Source organism: Novosphingobium sp. SG707, from assembly GCF_012275515.1.
GTDB lineage: Bacteria > Pseudomonadota > Alphaproteobacteria > Sphingomonadales > Sphingomonadaceae > Novosphingobium.
Map to the genome: position 1 here is coordinate 38,440 of NZ_JAAZQL010000003.1, position 19,270 is coordinate 57,709.

A 19,270-nucleotide genomic window follows, 5' to 3' on the forward strand; every position below is an offset into this window, starting at 1 on the left:
TTTTAACAACCCCATTTCAAAGGATTATATCATGGCCGCCAAGGACGTGAAATTTGGTCGCGACGTTCGCGAACGCATTCTCAAGGGCGTGGACACGCTTGCCGACGCCGTCAAGGTGACGCTGGGCCCCAAGGGCCGCAACGTCGTCATCGAAAAGAGCTTCGGCGCTCCCCGCATCACCAAGGACGGTGTTTCGGTCGCCAAGGAAATCGAACTGAAGGACAAGTTCGAAAACCTGGGCGCGCAGATGCTGCGCGAAGTGGCCAGCAAGGCCAATGACAAGGCCGGTGACGGCACCACCACCGCCACGGTTCTGGCTCAGGCCATCGTGCGCGAAGGCCTCAAGGCCGTTGCCGCCGGGATCAACCCGATGGATTTGAAGCGCGGCATCGACACCGCCGCTGCTGCTGTGGTCGCCGATCTGGCCGGTCGCTCGAAGCCGGTGGCCGATTCGGCCCAGATCGCTCAGGTCGGCATCATTTCGGCCAATGGCGACACTGAAGTCGGCCAGAAGATCGCCGAAGCGATGGAAAAGGTCGGCAAGGAAGGCGTGATCACCGTCGAGGAAGCCAAGGGCCTCGAATTCGAACTCGATGTCGTCGAAGGCATGCAGTTCGACCGCGGCTACCTGTCGCCCTACTTCGTGACCAACCCCGAAAAGATGACCGTGGAACTGGATAATCCCTATATCCTGATCCACGAAAAGAAGCTTTCGTCGCTGCAGTCGCTGCTGCCGATCCTCGAAGCCGTGGTGCAGTCGGGCCGTCCGCTGCTCATCATCGCCGAGGACATCGAAGGCGAAGCGCTGGCCACCCTCGTGGTCAACAAGCTGCGCGGTGGTCTCAAGATCGCTGCCGTCAAGGCTCCCGGCTTCGGCGACCGCCGCAAGGCCATGCTGGGCGATATCGCGACGCTGACCGCCGGTGAAATGATCTCGGAAGATCTGGGCATCAAGCTCGAAACCGTCACGCTCGGCATGCTGGGTCAGGCCAAGAAGGTCACGATCGACAAGGACAACACCACGATCGTCGACGGTCTGGGTTCGGCCGACGACATCAAGGGCCGCGTTGAGCAGATCAAGGCGCAGATCGAAGTCACCACCAGCGACTACGACCGCGAAAAGCTGCAGGAACGTCTGGCCAAGCTGGCCGGCGGCGTGGCCGTCATCAAGGTCGGCGGTTCGACCGAAGTGGAAGTCAAGGAACGCAAGGATCGCGTTGACGACGCCCTGCACGCCACGCGCGCTGCTGTCGAAGAAGGCATCGTCCCCGGCGGTGGCACGGCTCTGCTCTATGCCACCAAGGCTCTCGAAGGCCTGAAGGGCGCGAACGAAGACCAGACCCGCGGCATCGACATCGTCCGCAAGGCGATCACCGCTCCGATCAAGCAGATCGCTGAAAACGCCGGCGTCGATGGCGTCCTAGTGGCCGGCAAGCTGCTGGATCAGGCCGACGAAACGCTGGGCTTCAACGCCGCGACCGAAACCTACGAAAACCTGCTGGCCGCAGGCGTGATCGACCCGACTAAGGTTGTCCGCACCGCGCTGCAGAACGCTTCGTCGGTGGCTGGCCTGCTGATCACGACCGAAGCCGGTATCGTGGAAAAGCCTGAAGACAAGCCTGCCATGCCCGCGATGCCGGGCGGCGGCATGGGTGGCATGGACTTCTAAGTCCAAGCATTATCCAAGGCAAAATGGGAAACCCGGAGGGAGCAATCTCTCCGGGTTTTTCCTTATGTTTACGGAGGTTCCCTGATCCCATCGCAGACACGGGGCGCTTCATCGACAGGTGGGATGACAAGGAGTGGGAATTGGAGTTTACCGGAAATTAGCTTAGACGGGCCTATTTCCAGAACATGCTAAAAGCTCAGAACGCGATTCTCGGCGCTTTGGCGCTCACCGTGGCAATTGCCGCTCCCCCTGTGCTGGCTAAAGGCGATGTCGATGGTCTGGAACAGGCTTTCGACCGCGTGTTCAGCAGCGGCGTCACGCGCCCGCCCCAGCCTGCGGTCCTGCTGCCCCGGCAAAACCCCACCGGCATCAATGGTTTCGAAGCGCGTCTGGCCCAATTGGCGGGCGCTTCACAAGGCCGGATCGGCGTGGCGGCGGTGGACCTTTCCTCCGGGCGCGGCGTCTCGGTGATGGGCGATCAGCCCTTCCCGCTGGCCAGCACCGGCAAGATCGCCGTGGTCGCAACTTTCCTCGAAGGGGTGGATCAGGGGCGCTACAAGCTGTCCGACCGATTCCCGTTGATGATGCCGGTGCCTTCGGCGCGATTCTCGACCGCCGTGGCCCCGGTGCGTCCCGGCGCGATGCTTTCGGCCGAACAATTGATCGAACTGGCCATTACCCGCAGCGACAATCACGCCACCGATGCGCTTCTGGCCGCGATGGGCGGGCCGCAGGTGGTGACGCGCTGGCTGCGCCGCAATGGCATCAACGGCATCCGGCTCGACCGCGACATCGCCACAATGGTGCGCGATGACGGCGAGGTTGATCCCGCCCGCAAGATCGATCTGCGCGATTCGACCACGCCTCAGGCGATGGCCGTGCTGCTGGCGGGTCTTTATCAGGGCCAGTGGCTGAGCGCGCAGAGCCGCGAAGTGCTGCTGGGCGCGATGGCGCGTTGCCGTACGGGCATTCACCGGATGCGCGCGGCCCTGCCCGGCGATGCCATGGTGGGCCACAAGACCGGCACGCTGTCGAACACGTCGAGCGATGTGGGCCTGATCCGCAGCAGCGATGGGCGCACGATTGCCGTGGCGATCTATGTTACCGGCCAGGGCGGCAAGCCCGGCCGCGATCAGCGCATCGCCAGCATCACCCGCGCGATCTATGACGGCTATCAGGCGGAACCGGCCGCCGATCTGGCCATGATCGGCGGGTCGCGCTAAACCATTTCCTCTCAAGGCATGAAAAAGGCGCCGACGATCACTCGTCCGGCGCCTTTTTCATGCCTTGCGTCTCTGCGCCCCATTTTGTCAAAGCGCCGCGCGGGCAAAGGAAAAGGCGCGCGGGACATATCCCACGCGCCCTGACCTCTAAAACTTCGCGCTTTCGCGCAGAAGAATTAGTTCGACGAAGCAGCCGAAGCAGCTTCCGAAGCAGCCGAGTCAGCAACCGAAGCGGCCGAGTCAGCAACCGAAGCAGCGTCCGAAGCAACCGATTCAGCCGAGGTAGCGGCTTCTTCGGTCTTCGAGCAAGCGGCGAGCGACAGAGCAGCGCCAGCAACGGCAGCGGCGAGAATGATCTTGCGCATGTGAGTATCCTTGAACAGCGAGTGGACCACGCGCGACACTGTCCACCGGGGTGGTCGCGCCGTGCGGAAAGCCTACCGCAGGAGTAGACTTCACGCGCCAAATAAACGGCTTGTTCATTCGATGCAAGCGCTAGTCGCATTTACCTGTGCATCCCATCGCATTTGCATCAGGATAACCGGGTTGGCTCGGCCTATTTCCCCCCCGAATCCGGCCCCCCTGCGCCTTTTCGTGGGGCCGCCTTGGCCCTATGGATAATCCATGGAAAACACGACACCGCGCCGCCCCCATCTCTATCTGGTCGATGGATCGGCCTATATTTTCCGCGCCTATCACCGGTTGCCGCCCCTGACGAATCCGGCCGGGACCCCGGTTGGCGCGGTTTTTGGCTATACCACGATGCTCTGGAAACTGGCCGAGGACCTGCACAAGGCCGACGGACCGACTCACCTTGCCGTGATTCTCGACAAGTCGGGAAAAAGTTTCCGTAATGACATCTTTCCGGCCTATAAAGCGAACCGTCCGCCCGCGCCCGAGGATCTGGTTCCGCAATTTCCCCTGATTCGCGACGCCACGCGCGCCTTTTCGCTGCCCCTTATTGAAGAAGCAGGGCTTGAGGCCGACGACATGATCGCCTCCTATGCCCGCGCGGCGCAGGCGCAGGGGTGGGATGTCACCATCGTTTCCTCGGACAAGGACCTGATGCAACTGGTGGGCGAAGGCCCGGATGGTTCGCGAGTCGATATGCTCGACACGATGAAGAACCAGCGCATCTTCATCCCCGAGGTCGGCGAGAAATTCGGCGTGACCCCCGATCTGGTGGGCGATGTGCTGGCGCTGATGGGCGATGCGGTGGACAATGTGCCCGGCATTCGCGGCATTGGCCCCAAAACGGCGACCAAGCTGATCCAGGAACATGGCAATCTGGATAATGCGCTGGCCGCCGCCGCGACGATGAAAGCCAGCAAGCTGCGCGACAATCTGATCGAACATGCCGAAATGGCTCGCCTGAGCCGGATTCTGGTGGCGCTCAAGGAGGATTGCACCCTCCCCCTGCCTCTGGAAGCCTTTGAGTTGGGCGCGATCCCTCCTGAGCCTCTCGCGGCCTTTTTGGGCGAACATGGCTTTACCAGCCTTTTGAAGCGCCTTGACGGCGGCCGGGGCAGCCCGGAACGCGCCACCCAACTGCATCCGCCCAAGGCCGTCACAGCCAGCAATACGCCCGCCACAGGCGCCGCACGTCAGGACAGCGCCGCGATGCCCGCCATCGACCTGGCCGCCTTTGAATGCGTGCAGAGCCTTGAAGCGCTGGATCGCTGGATCGCGGCGGGCTTGGCCGCGCGGCTGGTGGCCTTTGATACGGAAACCAGCGCGCTGGACGCGATTGGTGCCGATCTGGTGGGCATCAGCCTGTCGGTCGGACCGAATCAGTCCTGCTATATCCCGCTGGGCCATCGCGGCAGCGATATGTTTGCCGAAAAGCCCCAGCAGATCGACCGCGACGAAGCGCTGCGCCGGTTGAAGCCGCTGCTCGAATCGGATGCGGTGATGAAGGCGGGGCAAAACATCAAATATGACCTGAACGTCATGGCGCGTTTCGGCATCACCGTTTCGCCCATCGACGACACGATGGTCATCAGCTTCGATATGGACGCGGGCCGCAGCGAGGAAGGCATCGGCGGCGGGCATGGCATGGACGAGCTGGCCCAGCGCCACCTTGGCCACACCTGCATCGCCTTCAAGGACGTCTGCGGCACCGGCAAGAAGCAGATCAGCTTTGCCGAAGTCGCGCTGGAGCGCGCCACCCAATATGCCGCCGAGGATGCCGAGGTTACTTGGCGCCTGCATCATCTGCTCAAGCCCCGTCTGGCCGCCGAGGGCGCAAGCCGGATCTATGAGCGCGTCGATCGCCCGCTGGTGCCCGTAGTGGCCCAGATGGAGCGCCACGGCATCAAGGTCGACCGCGAGCGCCTTGCGGGCCTCTCGCAGCAATTTGCCGAGGCGATTGCCGCGCTGGAGGGCGAGATCCACGCGCTGGCGGGCAATCCCTTCACCATCGGCAGCCCCAAGCAATTAGGCGAGATCCTGTTCGACCAGATGGGGCTGAAGGGCGGCAAGAAGGGCAAGTCGGGCCAGTATTCCACCGACCAGTCGGTGCTGGAAAAGCTGGAGGCCGAGGGCGTGCCCATCGCGCGCAAGGTGCTGGAATGGCGCCAGCTCGCCAAATTGCGCTCGACCTATACCGAGGCGCTGCAGGCCGCGATCAGTCCGGTCACGGGCCGCGTTCACACCAGCTACAGCCTCGTTGGGGCACAGACGGGCCGTCTTTCCTCGACGGAGCCGAATTTGCAGAACATTCCGATCCGCACCGAAATCGGCCGCCAGATCCGCGACTGCTTTGTGGCCGAGCCGGGCAATGTGCTGATGGCCGCCGACTACAGCCAGATCGAGCTGCGCCTTGCCGCGCATATGGCCGATGTGCCCGCCTTGAAGGAAGCCTTTGCCAGCGGCGCCGACATTCATGCCGCCACCGCGCAGGAACTCTTCGGCGAGGTCAACCGCGAGACGCGCGGGCGGGCCAAGACGATCAATTTCGCCATCCTCTACGGCATCTCGCGCTGGGGCCTTGCCCCGCGTCTGGGCGTCACCTCCGAGGAGGCGCAGGCGATGATCGACACCTATTTCGCCCGCTTCCCCGGCATCCAGCGCTATATCCACGAAACGCTGTCGACCGTGCGCGAGCGGGGCTATTCCGAAACGCTGTTCGGCCGCAAATGCTGGTTCCCGCGCATCAATTCGAAGAATCAGGCCGAGCGGCAGGGCAGCGAGCGCGCCGCCATCAATGCGCCGATCCAGGGCACCTGCGCCGACATCATCAAGCGCGCCATGGCCCGGATGCAGCCCGCGCTGGCGGCCGCCGGTCTGCCTCATGTGCGGATGCTGCTGCAGGTGCATGACGAACTGGTGTTTGAATTGCCCGAGGGCGATGTCGAGGCCGCCAAAGCCGTCATCCGCGCTGTCATGGAGGAGGCCGCCGGGCCGTCCGTGGCAATTTCCGTGCCGCTGGGCGTGGAAATCGGCGTGGGGGCCAGCTGGGGCGCGGCGCACTGATGATCACCATCACCAACCTTGCCAAGGGCAAATTGCCGCTGGCGCTGCCCGCCGATGCGCTTGATCCCGACCAATGGCCCTCGATCGACGAGGTGATGCATTGGTCCAGCCGGATGACTCACGCCGCCGTGGTGCTGGGAATCGGGCTGGCGGTGGCGCTGGTGCTGCATCTGGCCTGTTTCGCATTCCTGCGGCGCATGGCGCGGCGCAGCGACAATCCCGCCGAGGCAGTGGCCGCCGCGCAGCTCTACCATGCCTTCCGCTGGGCCTTTCTGGCGGGCGGTATGGCTTCGGCGGCAGGCGGCAACAAGCTGGTCGCCAAGCTGTGGAACGGGATCGAGGGCTTTGTCGTTCCGGCGCTGACGGGCTGGGTGCTTTATGCGCTGGTCAAGACCGGCGCGGAATTGATGGCCCGCCGCGCGATCACTTCGGGCGATGAATTGACCGCGCGCAGCCGCACCACGCGAATCGCGCTGATCTCGCGCTCGATGGCCTTTGTCATCATCTTCATCACCGTGGCGCTGATGCTGCTGGGGGTGCCGGCAGTGCGGCATATCGGCGCGACGCTGATTGCTTCGGCCGGTTTGATGGGTCTGGCGGTCGGCGCCGCGGCCCAGCCTGCGCTCAAATCGCTGATCGCCGGTTTGCAGATCGCGCTGACCGAACCGATTCGCATCGGCGATTTCGTCGTGGTCGAGGGCGAGCAGGGCCGCGTCGAGGATATTCGCCTGTCCTATGTCGTTGTGCGCACCGGCGACGAGCGGCGGCTGATCGTGCCCACAGTCAAATTTCTGGATGCCACGTTCCAGAACTGGACCCGCGTGGGCGGGATCACCGGATCGGTGGTGCTGCCGATTCGCCCCGGCTTTGCTATCGAGCCGATCCGGCAGGCCTTTCGCGCGGCGATTGACGAGATGGAGACCTGGGACCGGCGCACCGGCGATCTGGTGGTGTCGGAATCGCGGGTGGGCTCGGTCGAGCTAAAATTGCTGGTCAGCGCGGCCAACCCTGCCGATCTGGGCGCTTTGCGCAGCGGCTTGCGTGAGGTGATGCTGGAATGGCTGCGGGTTAACGCGCCCGACGCGCTTTGTACTGAAACCTGATGGCGCCACTGATTGCGCGCAAATCATCTGCGCGCAATTACGTGCTCCGCTGCGGTTGCGCGCAAAGCGGGCAAAGAAAAACCCGGCCGAAGCCGGGCTTGGAAGTTTGGGAGAGGATGCCTGAAAGGCATGGTCTTTATGACCCCAACGCCACTTTTGTGCAAGTGCGAAATACGAGACGCTCAATGCAAATAATGCAATCATGCTGATGCGCCAAAATCCGGGCGTTTCATGACTCAGCAATGGTTTGCACAACCCGACGCTGCGCCGCACAAAGCAGGGCACAAAAAAAGGCCCAACCGTTGCCGGTCGGGCCGTGGAAGTTTTGGGAGAGGATGCCTGAAAGGCCTCTCCTCTATGCCCATCATGGTGCTTTGCAGCAAATGCACATTCATCATGGCCTATTGCATAAAACGCAATTTTGAAGGGGTTATGATTTTCCATTTGTAAATCATAGCCTTACCAACCTGCCATCCCGATGCATTATTTTGCAATACGTATGCGAGACAAATCAAAGGCCGAAGCATGTCCACACATGCCCCGGCCCGCGACCACCAGACAAGCCGACGATCAATGCGCAAACAACAGACTCGGCCCATCCTTGAGGTCGAGGAAATAACGCGTCACCCCGCCCAGCAGGAATTCGCGCAACCGGCTATGGCCAAAGGCCCCCATCACCAGCAACTCGGCCTGCAGACGCGAGACGGCCGCCGCCAAAGTCTCCTCAATCGAGCCGACACGCGTCAGCGAATCAATTTCCGCCTTCACCCCATGGCGCGAGAGATATTGCACCGCATCGAGCGGCGGAAACACGCCCGCCTTGTCGCCCACGGTCAGGACATGGACCGATTCGGCAAGCCGCAACAAAGGCAAAGCCCCACGCAGCGCCACCGCCGCCTCATGCGAACCGTCCCAGGCCACCGCCACGCAATTGACCGGCGTGATCAACGGGCGATCCTGATCCACCACCAGAATCGGCGCCTTGCCATCCATGGCCAGTTGCCCGGCGAATCCACACCCGCGCGACAGCACGATCACATCGGAGAGCAGCGAAGCCTCGGTCATCGCGTCAACCGGCTCCTCCTCGCCGCGCAGGATATCGAAAGGCACATCCTCGCCGCGCAGCCGCTGGGCCAGTTCCTCGGCGAATTCATCGTCGCGCTTGACCGCCTCGCGCACGGCATCGGCCGCCAGATAGCCGCCGCCCAACGCATCCATCGCCATAAACCGGGCCACCGGCGTATCGATCAGCACGCTGACATGGCCGCCCGTGGTGCGCGCCAGCGAGAGCGCTGTCTCCAGCCTTGCGGGGGTTTCCTCGGTTTGGTCGGCATAAACCAGAATAGAGCGCATATTCGGTCTCCCTTTTTTCTATGGACCGTGTCCCATCCGTCGCGGGCAACAATACTCCTGCAAAAGTAACCTACCATGACTCAGGTCAAGCCACGCCATCCAATAGAGCGCCCACGAAAAAAGGCGGCGGTGCGCGATGCACCGCCGCCTTCAATCGTTAATGGCGCAAGGCTCAGGCCAGAGCGGCTTTCAGCGCATCGACCAGATCGGCGCGTTCCCACGGGAAGAAATCGCCATCCGGGGTGCGGCCAAAGTGGCCATAGGCAGCGCTGGGGCCATAGATCGGCTTGTTCAGGCCCAGACCCAGACGGATGCCGCGCGGGGTCAGACCGCCCAGCTTTTCTTCCGCCACCTTGGCAATCGCGGCTTCGAGCGCGGCATCGCTCACCGTGCCGGTGCCGGCGGTGTCGACATAGAGCGAGAGCGGACGCGCCACGCCGATGGCGTAGGAGAGCTGGATCGTCACGCGCGTGGCAAGGCCCGCAGCCACGACATTCTTGGCCAGATAACGCGAGACATAGGCGGCCGAACGGTCCACCTTGGTCGGATCCTTGCCGCTGAACGCGCCGCCACCATGCGGGGCCGCGCCGCCATAGGTGTCCACGATGATCTTGCGTCCGGTCAGGCCCGCGTCGCCATCCGGGCCGCCGATTTCAAAGCTGCCGGTGGGGTTGATGTGCCATACGGTCTCGCCCGTGATGAAGCCTTCGGGCAGGATCGCGCCGACGGCCTGCTTCACATAGGCTTCCAGCTCGGCCTTCTTCGCGCCTTCGTCATAGCCCGCCTTGTGCTGGGTCGAAACGACGATGGCGGTCGCGGCCACCGGCTTGCCATGGTGATAGCGCAGCGTGACTTGGCTCTTGGCGTCGGGTTCGAGGAAAGGCGCCGCGCCCGAGTGGCGGTCCGTGGCGAGCTGTTCCAGAATCTTGTGGCTGTAATAGAGCGTGGCCGGCATCAGGTCGGGGGTTTCATCGCAGGCGAAACCGAACATGATGCCCTGGTCGCCCGCGCCCTCGTCCTTGTTGTCGCCCGCGTCCACGCCCTGCGCGATATGCGCCGACTGGCCATGCAGGCGGTTGATGAATTCCAGCTTCTCCCAGTGGAAACCGTCCTGTTCATAGCCGATGCGCTTGACCGTATCGCGCACGGTCTTTTCGATTTCGGCCTGCGCGCCCGGCGCCCATGCGCCGTTCTCATACACGCCCTTGCAACGGATTTCGCCCGCCAGCACCACCAATTGCGTGGTGGTCAGCGTTTCGCAGGCGATGCGCGCCTCGGGGTCCTTGGACAGGAACAGGTCGACGATGGCGTCCGAAATCTGGTCCGCCACCTTGTCGGGATGGCCTTCCGAAACGCTTTCGGAGGTGAAGAGGTAATCACTGCGCACGGTATCGGACATGGAAATCCTGCCATATAAAGGTTTCTTTATGCGACCCCCTACTAGCCCCGAGCGCGCCGCAACACAAGGGTGGCCAGCATAAGAAGAACTAATCCAATCCCAATCGAAAGCATGTTGCCCCAACGCGCAAACAGCGTGGGCGCCAGCGCGGGCGGCACCATGCCGTCAAGCCGCGCCGCCTGCCCCCGGTCGGCCCTTTGGCGCACAACGCCATGCCCATCGACCACCGCGCTCACGCCATTGGTGGTCGAGCGCAGCACCGGCAACCCTTCCTCAATCGCGCGCAAACGGGCCTGCGCCAGATGCTGGGGTGGGCCCCAACTGCCGAACCAGCCGTCGTTGGAGGGGTTGAAAATATAGTCGGGCCGATGCGCCCGATCGACCACCGCGCCGGGAAAGATGATCTCATAACAGATCTGCATCCCCGCCTTGCCCAGCGCGCCCAGATCGAGCGTTTGCGGCCCCGGCCCCGGGCGGAAATCGAAATCGCCCGGCACCAGCCGTTCCAGCCCGATCATCTTGAGCCATTGGCGCTGGGGCAGATATTCGCCGAAAGGCACCAGATGCGCCTTGGCATAATGGGCGGCGATCCGGCCATGATCGTCGATCCCGGCGATAACATTCTGGCCCCCGGTGGCGTTCACACCTTTCAGATCCAGATCGACCGTGCCGGTCAGCAGCAGCCCCCCCGTCCCGATCGTGCGCGCCAGACGCCAACGCGCCAGCCAAGGATCGCCACCAAAGGTGAACTGATAATACCATGCCGGGTAGCCATCGCGGACATAATCGGGCACCCCCGATTCCGGCCAGAGCACCAGCCGCCTCTGCCCCGCCACTCTGGGCGCGGACAATTTGGCCGAGGCGACATATTGCGCCTCGAAATGGGTAGGATCGTCCAGATCCTCCTGCGCGATATTAGGCTGGATCAGCGTATAGGCGATATGGCCCTGGGGCGTTGCCGGGCCGGGGAGAACCATGACGGCGAGGCCCAGCGCGAATGGCCCCGCCATCATCGCCCCGCCCGCTCGGCGTTCACCCTGAAACCACAGCATCCGCCCCTCGGCCGCCACGCCCGCCATGACGACCGCCAGCCCCGACAGACCATAGGTGCCCAGCCAGGGCGCCAAAAGCGCCAGACCCGGCCGCGCATCCCCGCCCAGGAGCGCCGCACCCAGCGGATTCCACGGAAAACCGGTAAAGAGAAAGCCGCGCAAAGCTTCGGCCAGAATCCAGCATCCGGCAAAACCCAGCACCCGCGATACTGCGCGCCCGCGCAGGAACCAGCCCCCCGCCATCGCCATCGCCGGAAAGATCGCCAGATAGAGCGAGAGTAGAAACACCGCCAAACCGCCCAGCCATGGCGGCATCTTGGCCTGATAGGTGAAAGCCGTGGCGATCCAGTTCAGCCCCAGCGTGAAATGGCCCACGCCCCACAGCCAGCCTGCCAGCGCCGCCCAGCCCGCATGGGGCAATCGCGCGGCGATCCACAGCAGGACGCCAAGGCTGAGCAAGGTGAGCGGCCAGAGGCCGAGCGGCTGAAAACCCAGCGCGCCGACCGCGCCGATGGCGGCCAAAGCCGCGCCTCGCCAGCCCCAATGCCAGCAAGCCCGCGCAAAGAGCTTCGCCTTGCGCTTGTATTTGCCGAAATATCTATCGTGCCAAGGCTTTGCCGCGTCATCCATGGCGGCATGCTTTAGCGGGGGCGGCCTTTGCCGTCACCCCGCCTTGGCATTATCGGCGCAGATTACTCTGCGCTCTCGCTGGGTGCGGCCACGGCCTTGCGGCGGGGCGCACGGCGCCTGGGAGCCGGAGCGGGCTCGGCCTCAACGGCAACCGGTGCCTCGACAGCGGCCTGCACCACCGGTTCGGCGGGCTTAGGCTCGGGAGCCTTGACCTCGGGAGCCTTCGCCTCGGCGGCCTTCGGTTCGGGAGCCTTGCGCGGCGTGGCGGAAATGGCAGGCGGCAAAGCCGCTCCCAGACCCGAACCATCCACCGGCGCGGCCGCCTTTTCGGCCGTCACACGCGGCGCGCGCGGGGCGCGCTCTTCCCGGGGAGCACGTTCTTCACGAGGAGCCCGTTCTTCGCGGGGAGCCCGTTCTTCGCGGGGAGCACGTTCCTCACGAGGCGCACGCTCTTCGCGGGGCGCCCGTTCTTCACGCGGACGGTCGTCCCGGCGAGGGCGGCGTTCCTCGCGGCGGCCACGCGGCGCGCGCGGACTGCGATTTTCGCGCAGGAAGGGGTTTTCCGCAGGCTCATAGATGTTGGGTGACGATTCGCCCGCACCCTCGGCCCCGGTCTCGCCGGTTTCGCCACCCTGCTCTTCGCCGGGTTCCTGAGCGGCTTCCTCGCTGCGGCGCGGCGCTTCGGCGCGCGGCTCGCTGCGCTCTTCGCGCTCGCGGCGGGTATAGACCGGCGGCGCGTCGAAAGCGGGGAAATCGCTGTCCACGGCGAAATCGCCCTGATCGTCGCCATCATCGCGGCCCGCATCGCCATTGTCCTGCCAGCGGTCATCGCGGCGCGCGCGCGATTCTTCCTGGCGCAGGCGCGTATCGGCGATCACACGAAAGTAATGATCCGCAAATTGCAGATAATATTCGGCCTGAACACGGTCGCCATTAAGATGAGCGTCCTGTGCCAGCTTGCGATATTTTTCCAGCAATTGCGGCGCATTGCCCCGCGCCCGGCTGTCGATGCGGTTAAGCTGCTGACCACCATTTTGCGGCCGACCATTGTTGTTGCCCCGGCCACGGCGGCGGTTATTCCCACGATTGTTGTTCAAGGGTGAGTATTCCTTAACCCCGGATCGCCGCTCGGCCTCTATGCCGGCGTGCTCCTCGTCCTGTCTTACGCCTCACCGCGAAATCGCGGCGTGGCCCTGTTTCGTCGGGTCCAGCCTTAATCGGCTTATCCTGACGAAGATGCTGGAGTAGCACCAGCCAGAGGGGAAGATCCCATCCCTCGGCGGTCCTGTTGGTTCAATTAAAAGCCCCGCCCGCAAAAGCCAAGCGGAATCTTACGAAATTCCCCGGCTTTCCTGAGAAAGCACCAGCGCACGGGGCCGATTGGCCAGATCAAGCCGTAATTTTACGGCAAAACCGGCCTGTGCGGCAATTTGTCCAACCGCCTCGGCCTGCTTATAGCCGATTTCAATTACGGCCACCCCGCCCGGATGGAGCAATTCGGGCAATTGGGGAATCAGGACGCGATAATCATCAAGCCCCTCGGCCCCGGCAAACAGCGCGCCGGCCGGTTCGTAATCGCGCACGCTGGGGTCCAGCGCGGCATCCGCTTCTACATAGGGCGGATTGGCCAGAATGAGATCGAACCGCCCCAGCCCATCGGCCCAGCCCGCCTGTGTCCAGTCGGCCAGCACCATGCGCGCCCTTGCGCCCAGCCCCAACGCCTCGGCATTGCCCTGCGCCACGGCCAGCGCTTCGGGTGAAGCATCAATGCCCACACCCTGCGCCCCGGCCCGTTCATGCAGGACCGAGAGCAGCAAGGCCCCCGTTCCCGTGCCGCAATCCAGCACGCGCTTAGGCGCGGCGCAGACCTCCAGCGCCGCCTCGACAATCGTCTCACTGTCGCCGCGCGGGATCAGCGTGGCGGGCGTGACGCGAAAAGGCAGCCCCCAGAATTCCTGATGACCGGTGATATGGGCAACCGGCTCATGGGCGGCGCGCCGCGCGATCAGCCTATCGAACCCATCGGGCGCGCCATCGCTCATATGGCGCAGCAGCACATCGGTGCGGCTGCATCCCAGCGCATGGGCCATCAGCACCTCGGCATCCAGCCTTGCAGTGTCGCTGGTCGCGCTCAGGCTCTCGGCAGCGGCGCGGATCGCCTGCGCAACGCTCATTCGCGCCTGATTATTCACCCAGCGCCGCCAGCCTTTTGGCCTGATCCTCATGGATCAGCGCCGAGACCAGTTCACCCAGACCCGGCCCTTCAAGGATCTCGGGCAGGCGGTGGAGCGTCAGGTTGATCCGGTGATCGGTGACGCGGCCTTGCGGGAAATTATAGGTGCGGATGCGTTCCGATCGGTCGCCGCTGCCCACCATGGCCTTGCGGGCCTCGGCTTCCTCGCCCTGGGCCGCGTCGCGCTGGGCCTCGAACAGGCGGGCACGCAGGACCTGCATCGCCTTGTCCTTGTTCTTGTGCTGGCTGCGCGCATCCTGACAGGTGACGACGGTGCCGGTGGGCAGGTGGGTGATGCGCACGGCCGAATCGGTAGTGTTCACATGCTGCCCGCCCGCGCCGCTCGCGCGATAGACGTCGATCTTGAGGTCCTTGTCCTCGATCTGCACATCCACCTCGTCCGGTTCGGGCAGGATGGCGACCGTGGCCGCGCTGGTATGAATGCGCCCGCCGCTTTCCGTTACGGGCACGCGCTGGACCCGATGAACGCCGGATTCGAATTTCAACTTGGCGAACACGCCCTGCCCGCTGACATGGGCAACCACTTCCTTGAAGCCGCCGATCTCGCTGGCGTTCGCGCTGACCATTTCGACACGCCAGCCCTGCTCGGCGGCATAGCGTTCATACATGCGGAACAGGTCGGCGGCGAACAGGGCAGCCTCGTCTCCCCCGGTTCCGGCGCGGATTTCCAGCATGGCCGGGCGGCTGTCGGCATTGTCGCGCGGCAGCATGGCGATGGACAGCGCGCGCTCGGCCTCGGGCAGCGCCGCGCGGATGCGGGCGATCTCCTCCTCGGCCAGCTCGCGCATGTCCGGATCATCCAGCGCGGCAAGGCTTTCCAGCTCGCCGCGCATCGTCGCCACCTCCGATGCCGCGCGGGCCACCGGCTCCAGCTCGGCATAATCGCGGGACGCCGCCACGAAATCGGCCCCCTCCAGCGTGCCGGAGGCCAGACGCGCCTCCAGCTCGGCAAAACGCGCCGAAATCTGGGCCAGACGAGTCGAAGGGATGGTCATTTAGGCGATCAGCGCCTCGATCCGCGCAGCATCGGCATCGACATTGCGCAGACGCTGCGTCACGCCCTCTTCGCCCCAGCCCAGCGCGAGAATGGCGCGTGTGTTGGTCTTGACCGCCTTGTCGAAACGCTTGCGCGGGCTGCCCGTAGCCACCAGTTCGGCCGACAGGCCGCCACGGCGCAATTTCGCGGCCATCGCCACGCCTTCGGTGATCGCACGGTCATCCTCGACCACCACGGTCACATCGGTGCGATCCTCGGCAATCAACCCGCTGCCCGACACCAGCATCGCCAGCCGCTCAACGCCCGCCGCCCAGCCGACCGCCGGAGTGGGCGCGCCGCCAAGGCTTTCCATCAGGCCATCATAACGCCCGCCGCCAAGGACCGTGCCTTGCGCGCCCAGACGGTCCGTCACAAATTCAAACGCGGTGTGGCGATAGTAATCCAGCCCGCGCACCAGCGCCCCATTGCGCGTCCAGGCCACGCCCGCCGCATCCAGACCGCCCGTAACGGCGGCGAAGAAATCCTGCGCCTCCACCGAAAGATAATCGTCGATGCGCGGGGCGTTCGGCAGGAAAGCCTTGTCGCGCGGGTCCTTGGAATCGAGGATGCGCAGCGGGTTCTTTTCCAGCCGCTCCTGCGAATCTTCCGAAAGTTCGCCCTTCACCGCCCGGAAGTATTCGATCAACGCTGCGCGCCAAGCCTCGCGGCTTTCCCCATCGCCCAGCGTGTTGAGCGTCAGGGTCACGCCCTCGCTGATCCCCAGTTCCTTCAGCAACTGATCGGCCATCACCAGCAATTCAACATCGGCGGTGGGCTCAGCCGCGCCGATCACCTCGGCGTCGATCTGGTGAAACTGGCGATAGCGGCCCTTTTGCGGGCGTTCATAGCGGAAGAGCGGACCATGCGTCGCCAGCTTGACCGGCGCATACTGCTTCCAGCCATTGGTCAGATAGGCGCGCGCCAGACCGGCGGTGAACTCCGGGCGCAAGGTCAGCGATTCCCCACCGCGATCCTCAAAGGAATACATTTCCTTCGACACCACATCGGTCGTCTCGCCAAGGCTGCGCGAAAACACCGTGGTCTTTTCAAAGACCGGCATTTCCACCCGGCGGAAACGGTACAATTTGCGCACGCGCTCGAACGTTTCCACCACGAAGGCGAAAGCGTCGGCATCGGCGCCGAAAATGTCCTGGGTGCCGCGGATGGCCTGCGGCGTTTCGATCTGGGGCTTGCTCATGGATTTGCCCCCTATACGCAGGCGCGCCCAAGGTGAAGCCCCATGATGATCCGGGCCGAAAACGGGACTTGCTGACAATGCGGTAAATATCCTGTTCAGCCCCCTTGCTGGCAGCCCTGCTTCGCGTCATGAAGTCGTCATGACAAAACCCATGAATGCACACGCCCGCACCGCCTATCGCATGGCGCTGGGCCTTTCCGCCGCCCTCCTGTTCACCTCGCCCGCGCTGGCCGAACGTTCCGCGCCCACGGCCATTCCCGTGGTGCAAGGCGTGCCCGATGCCAAGGATATCCCCTATCCGGGCGGCACGATCACGCTGGATATTGACGCGACCGACATTGCGCGCGGCCTGTTCCGCGTGTCACAAACCGTGCCGGTGGCGCCGGGCGCGAAAGAGCTGATCCTGCAATTGCCGCAATGGGTTCCGGGCGGCCACAATCCGCGCGGCACGATCGATCAACTCGTCGATGTCAAATTCTACGCCGACGGCAAGCTGCTGACCTGGCATCGCGATCCGGTCGAGGTCTTTGCCTTTCACATCGACCTGCCCGCAGGCGCCAAGGCGGTGGTGGCCAAATTCATCCACACCTCGCCCCTGCAGAGCAGCGAGGGGCGCATCACGATGACGCCCGAAATGCTCAACCTGCAATGGGACCGGATGAGCCTTTATCCCGCCGGCTATTACACCCGCCAGATCAAGTACAAACCCACCGTCACCTTCCCCGAGGGCTGGCAGGTGGCCACCGCGCTGGACGGCAAGCAGGTGAGCGGCAACAAGGTGACATGGGATGTCATCGATTATGAGGCGCTGGTCGATTCGCCGATCTTTGCCGGGGCCTATTTCAAGCGTTTCGACCTTGGGCGCGGCGTGTTCATGAATGTCGTGGCCGACAAGAGCGAACTGCTCGACATCAAGCCCGAACATCTGGCCACCTACAGGGCGCTGGTCGAGGAAGCATGGGTCAATTTCGGCGCGCTGCATTTCGACCATTATGATTTCCTGCTGGCGCTGACCGAGCGGATGGGCGGGATCGGGCTGGAGCATCACCGCTCTTCCGAAAACGCGATGATGCCCAAGGCCTGGACCGACTGGAAGGATCTGGACTGGGCGCGCAATGTGATCAGCCACGAATTCACCCATAGCTGGGACGGCAAATTCCGCCGCCCGGACAAGCTGTGGACCCCCGATTACCGCCAGCCGATGCAGGGCAATCTGCTCTGGGTCTATGAAGGGCAGACGCAGTTCTGGGGCTATGTGCTGGCCGCGCGGTCGGGCATCCAGAGCAAGGAAGCCATCCTTGGCGCGATTGCCGCCAATGCGGGCATGTTCACCCAATGGCCCGGCCGCGACTGGCGCAGCGTCGAGGACACCGGCTTTGATCCGGTCATCTCGGGCCGCCGCGCCAAGCCCTATGCCAGCATCAACCGCAATGAGGATTATTACACCGAAGGCGCGCTGATGTGGCTGGAGGCGGACCAGATCATCCGCGAAGGCACCAAGGGCAAGAAGGGCCTCGACGATTTCGCCCGCGCGTTTTTCGGCATCAAGAATGGCGACTGGGGCGAGGTGGTCTATAATTTCAAGGATGTGGCCGCCGCGCTGAACGGCATCTATGCCTATGACTGGGACGCCTTCCTCGACAAGCATATGAACCAGCCCGGTCAACCCGCGCCTTTGGCGGGCATCGAAAAGGGCGGCTACAGGCTGGTGTGGAAGGATACGCCCAACCCTTATGACAAGGGCCGTTTCGCGGCCGCCAAGGCGCTCAGCCTGGCCCATTCGCTGGGCATCGTGCTGAACCGCGAAGGCGTGATCACCAGCACCTTGTGGAACAGCCCGGCCTTTGAGGCCTCGCTTGTGACCGGCACCAAGATCGTCGCCGTCAATGGCGCGACCTACAGCGAGGATGCGATGAAGGCCGCGATCACCGGCGCCAAGGGCAATGACAAGCCCATCACGCTGGTGACGCAGCGCGGCGAAAAGGTGGCGACCGTGGTGCTGAATTATCACGACGGGTTGCGCTATCCCTGGCTGGAGCGCGCGGTCGAAGGCAAGGAACCGGCGGGGCTTGACCTGCTGCTGGCGCCCAAGCGTCTGACGGGCAAGTAAATGAAAAAGCGTGCAGGTTTGCGCTGGCCGCTGCCTGCGCGCTTTTCGCTGTTTTTGGGCCTGTTCGCGCTGGGCACGGGGCTGCTGGGGGCCCAGGGGCTGCGCTGGGGTCAGGCGGTGCTGGGCGGGTTCGATCTGGGGGCGCTGGTGTTCATCGCCTCGCTCTGGCCGCTTTCGCGCGACAATACGCCCGCGCAAATGCGGCTCCATGCGCGCCAGAATGACGCCAACCGCTTTGCCGTGCTGGTGATCAGCGCGATGTTCATGCTGGTGATCGTTACCGCGCTTTTTGTCGATCTGCCCCATGCGCGGGGCGATACAGGCTATGCCAAAGGGGCCGCGCTGATCCTCATTCTGGCCAGTTTGGTTATAGCATGGTTATTTTTGAACCTCATTTACACATTGCATTACGCCCATGTCTATTATGGTGCAGAACATGAAGGCGGGCTGCGCTTTCCCGCGCCCGACCCTGCCAATTCATCCAGCTCTATGGCCCATTGCCCTAATTTCTGGGACTTTTTCTATTTCGCGCTGACGATCGGCATGGCCTTTGCCACATCGGATGTGGAAATCACCAGCCCGCGCCTGCGCCGGGTGGCCACGGTCCATGGCGCGCTGGCGTTTTTCTATAATCTCGTCGTGCTGGCTTTTACCATCAACGTCACGGCAGGCAGTTAATCACTTCACCAATTCGGTGCAGGTATTAAGACCGCGCCGCTGTTGCAATGCAATACGGCCAAGGCTAGGGCTTTCCCCGCAGATTCCTGCG

At 63.7% G+C, this 19,270-nt stretch carries 14 protein-coding genes; 6 read left to right on the forward strand and 8 right to left on the reverse strand.

What is annotated here, in order from left to right:
* The first annotated feature begins 31 nt into the window (after positions 1–31).
* Both groL and FHW92_RS08905 read left to right on the forward strand, forming a co-directional pair.
* The gene (groL, locus tag FHW92_RS08900; protein ID WP_168602932.1) at positions 32–1,669 is read left to right on the forward strand and encodes a chaperonin GroEL; all 1,638 of its coding nucleotides are present in this window, start codon (positions 32–34) and stop codon (positions 1,667–1,669) included.
* A 185-nt stretch (positions 1,670–1,854) separates the two neighbouring features.
* Positions 1,855–2,892 (forward strand): serine hydrolase, encoded by a 1,038-nt coding sequence (locus FHW92_RS08905; protein WP_168602933.1) that lies wholly within the window; start codon positions 1,855–1,857, stop codon positions 2,890–2,892.
* Between the two features lie 176 nt (positions 2,893–3,068).
* Here FHW92_RS08905 and FHW92_RS08910 read toward each other — a convergent pair whose 3' ends face one another.
* Positions 3,069–3,257, reverse strand: coding sequence for a hypothetical protein (locus FHW92_RS08910; protein ID WP_168602934.1), 189 nt, complete (start codon positions 3,255–3,257; stop codon positions 3,069–3,071).
* A 259-nt stretch (positions 3,258–3,516) separates the two neighbouring features.
* Here FHW92_RS08910 and polA point away from each other — a divergent pair, with 259 nt between their 5' ends.
* Together polA and FHW92_RS08920 are read left to right on the forward strand one after the other, a co-directional pair.
* Entirely contained in the window at positions 3,517–6,366 is a 2,850-nt protein-coding gene (polA, locus tag FHW92_RS08915; RefSeq protein WP_168602935.1) for a DNA polymerase I, read from the forward strand.
* A complete protein-coding gene (locus FHW92_RS08920; protein ID WP_168602936.1) occupies positions 6,366–7,469 on the forward strand; it encodes a mechanosensitive ion channel domain-containing protein in 1,104 nt (367 codons plus the stop codon). The genes polA and FHW92_RS08920 overlap by 1 nt, the downstream gene beginning before the upstream one ends.
* A gap of 570 nt (positions 7,470–8,039) precedes the next feature.
* On the opposite strand, the gene FHW92_RS08925 is transcribed toward FHW92_RS08920, so the two are convergent.
* The 7 genes from FHW92_RS08925 to hisS form a co-directional block, all read right to left on the reverse strand.
* Positions 8,040–8,822 carry a universal stress protein gene (locus tag FHW92_RS08925; RefSeq protein WP_168602937.1) on the reverse strand — a complete coding sequence of 261 codons (783 nt, stop codon included), beginning with the start codon at positions 8,820–8,822 and terminating at the stop codon, positions 8,040–8,042.
* Positions 8,823–8,994: 172 nt separating this feature from the next.
* On the reverse strand, positions 8,995–10,209 hold the full coding sequence (metK, locus tag FHW92_RS08930) for a methionine adenosyltransferase (protein ID WP_168603534.1): 1,215 nt from the start codon (positions 10,207–10,209) through the stop codon (positions 8,995–8,997).
* A gap of 53 nt (positions 10,210–10,262) precedes the next feature.
* Positions 10,263–11,903, reverse strand: coding sequence for an apolipoprotein N-acyltransferase (gene lnt / locus FHW92_RS08935; protein ID WP_168602938.1), 1,641 nt, complete (start codon positions 11,901–11,903; stop codon positions 10,263–10,265).
* Between the two features lie 62 nt (positions 11,904–11,965).
* A complete protein-coding gene (locus FHW92_RS08940) occupies positions 11,966–13,000 on the reverse strand; it encodes a DUF4167 domain-containing protein (RefSeq protein ID WP_168602939.1) in 1,035 nt (344 codons plus the stop codon).
* 234 nt (positions 13,001–13,234) lie between these two features.
* Complete coding sequence (gene prmC, locus FHW92_RS08945; RefSeq protein WP_168602940.1) at positions 13,235–14,077, reverse strand: peptide chain release factor N(5)-glutamine methyltransferase; 843 nt, start codon at positions 14,075–14,077, stop codon at positions 13,235–13,237.
* Positions 14,078–14,087: 10 nt separating this feature from the next.
* Complete coding sequence (gene prfA / locus FHW92_RS08950) at positions 14,088–15,152, reverse strand: peptide chain release factor 1 (protein ID WP_168602941.1); 1,065 nt, start codon at positions 15,150–15,152, stop codon at positions 14,088–14,090.
* Complete coding sequence (gene hisS / locus FHW92_RS08955) at positions 15,153–16,391, reverse strand: histidine--tRNA ligase (RefSeq protein WP_168602942.1); 1,239 nt, start codon at positions 16,389–16,391, stop codon at positions 15,153–15,155.
* A 139-nt stretch (positions 16,392–16,530) separates the two neighbouring features.
* Between hisS and FHW92_RS08960 the strand changes: the two genes are divergently transcribed.
* Both FHW92_RS08960 and FHW92_RS08965 read left to right on the forward strand, forming a co-directional pair.
* Complete coding sequence (locus FHW92_RS08960; protein ID WP_168602943.1) at positions 16,531–18,501, forward strand: M61 family metallopeptidase; 1,971 nt, start codon at positions 16,531–16,533, stop codon at positions 18,499–18,501.
* Positions 18,502–19,179, forward strand: coding sequence for a DUF1345 domain-containing protein (locus tag FHW92_RS08965; protein ID WP_168602944.1), 678 nt, complete (start codon positions 18,502–18,504; stop codon positions 19,177–19,179).
* The last annotated feature ends 91 nt before the right edge of the window (positions 19,180–19,270 follow it).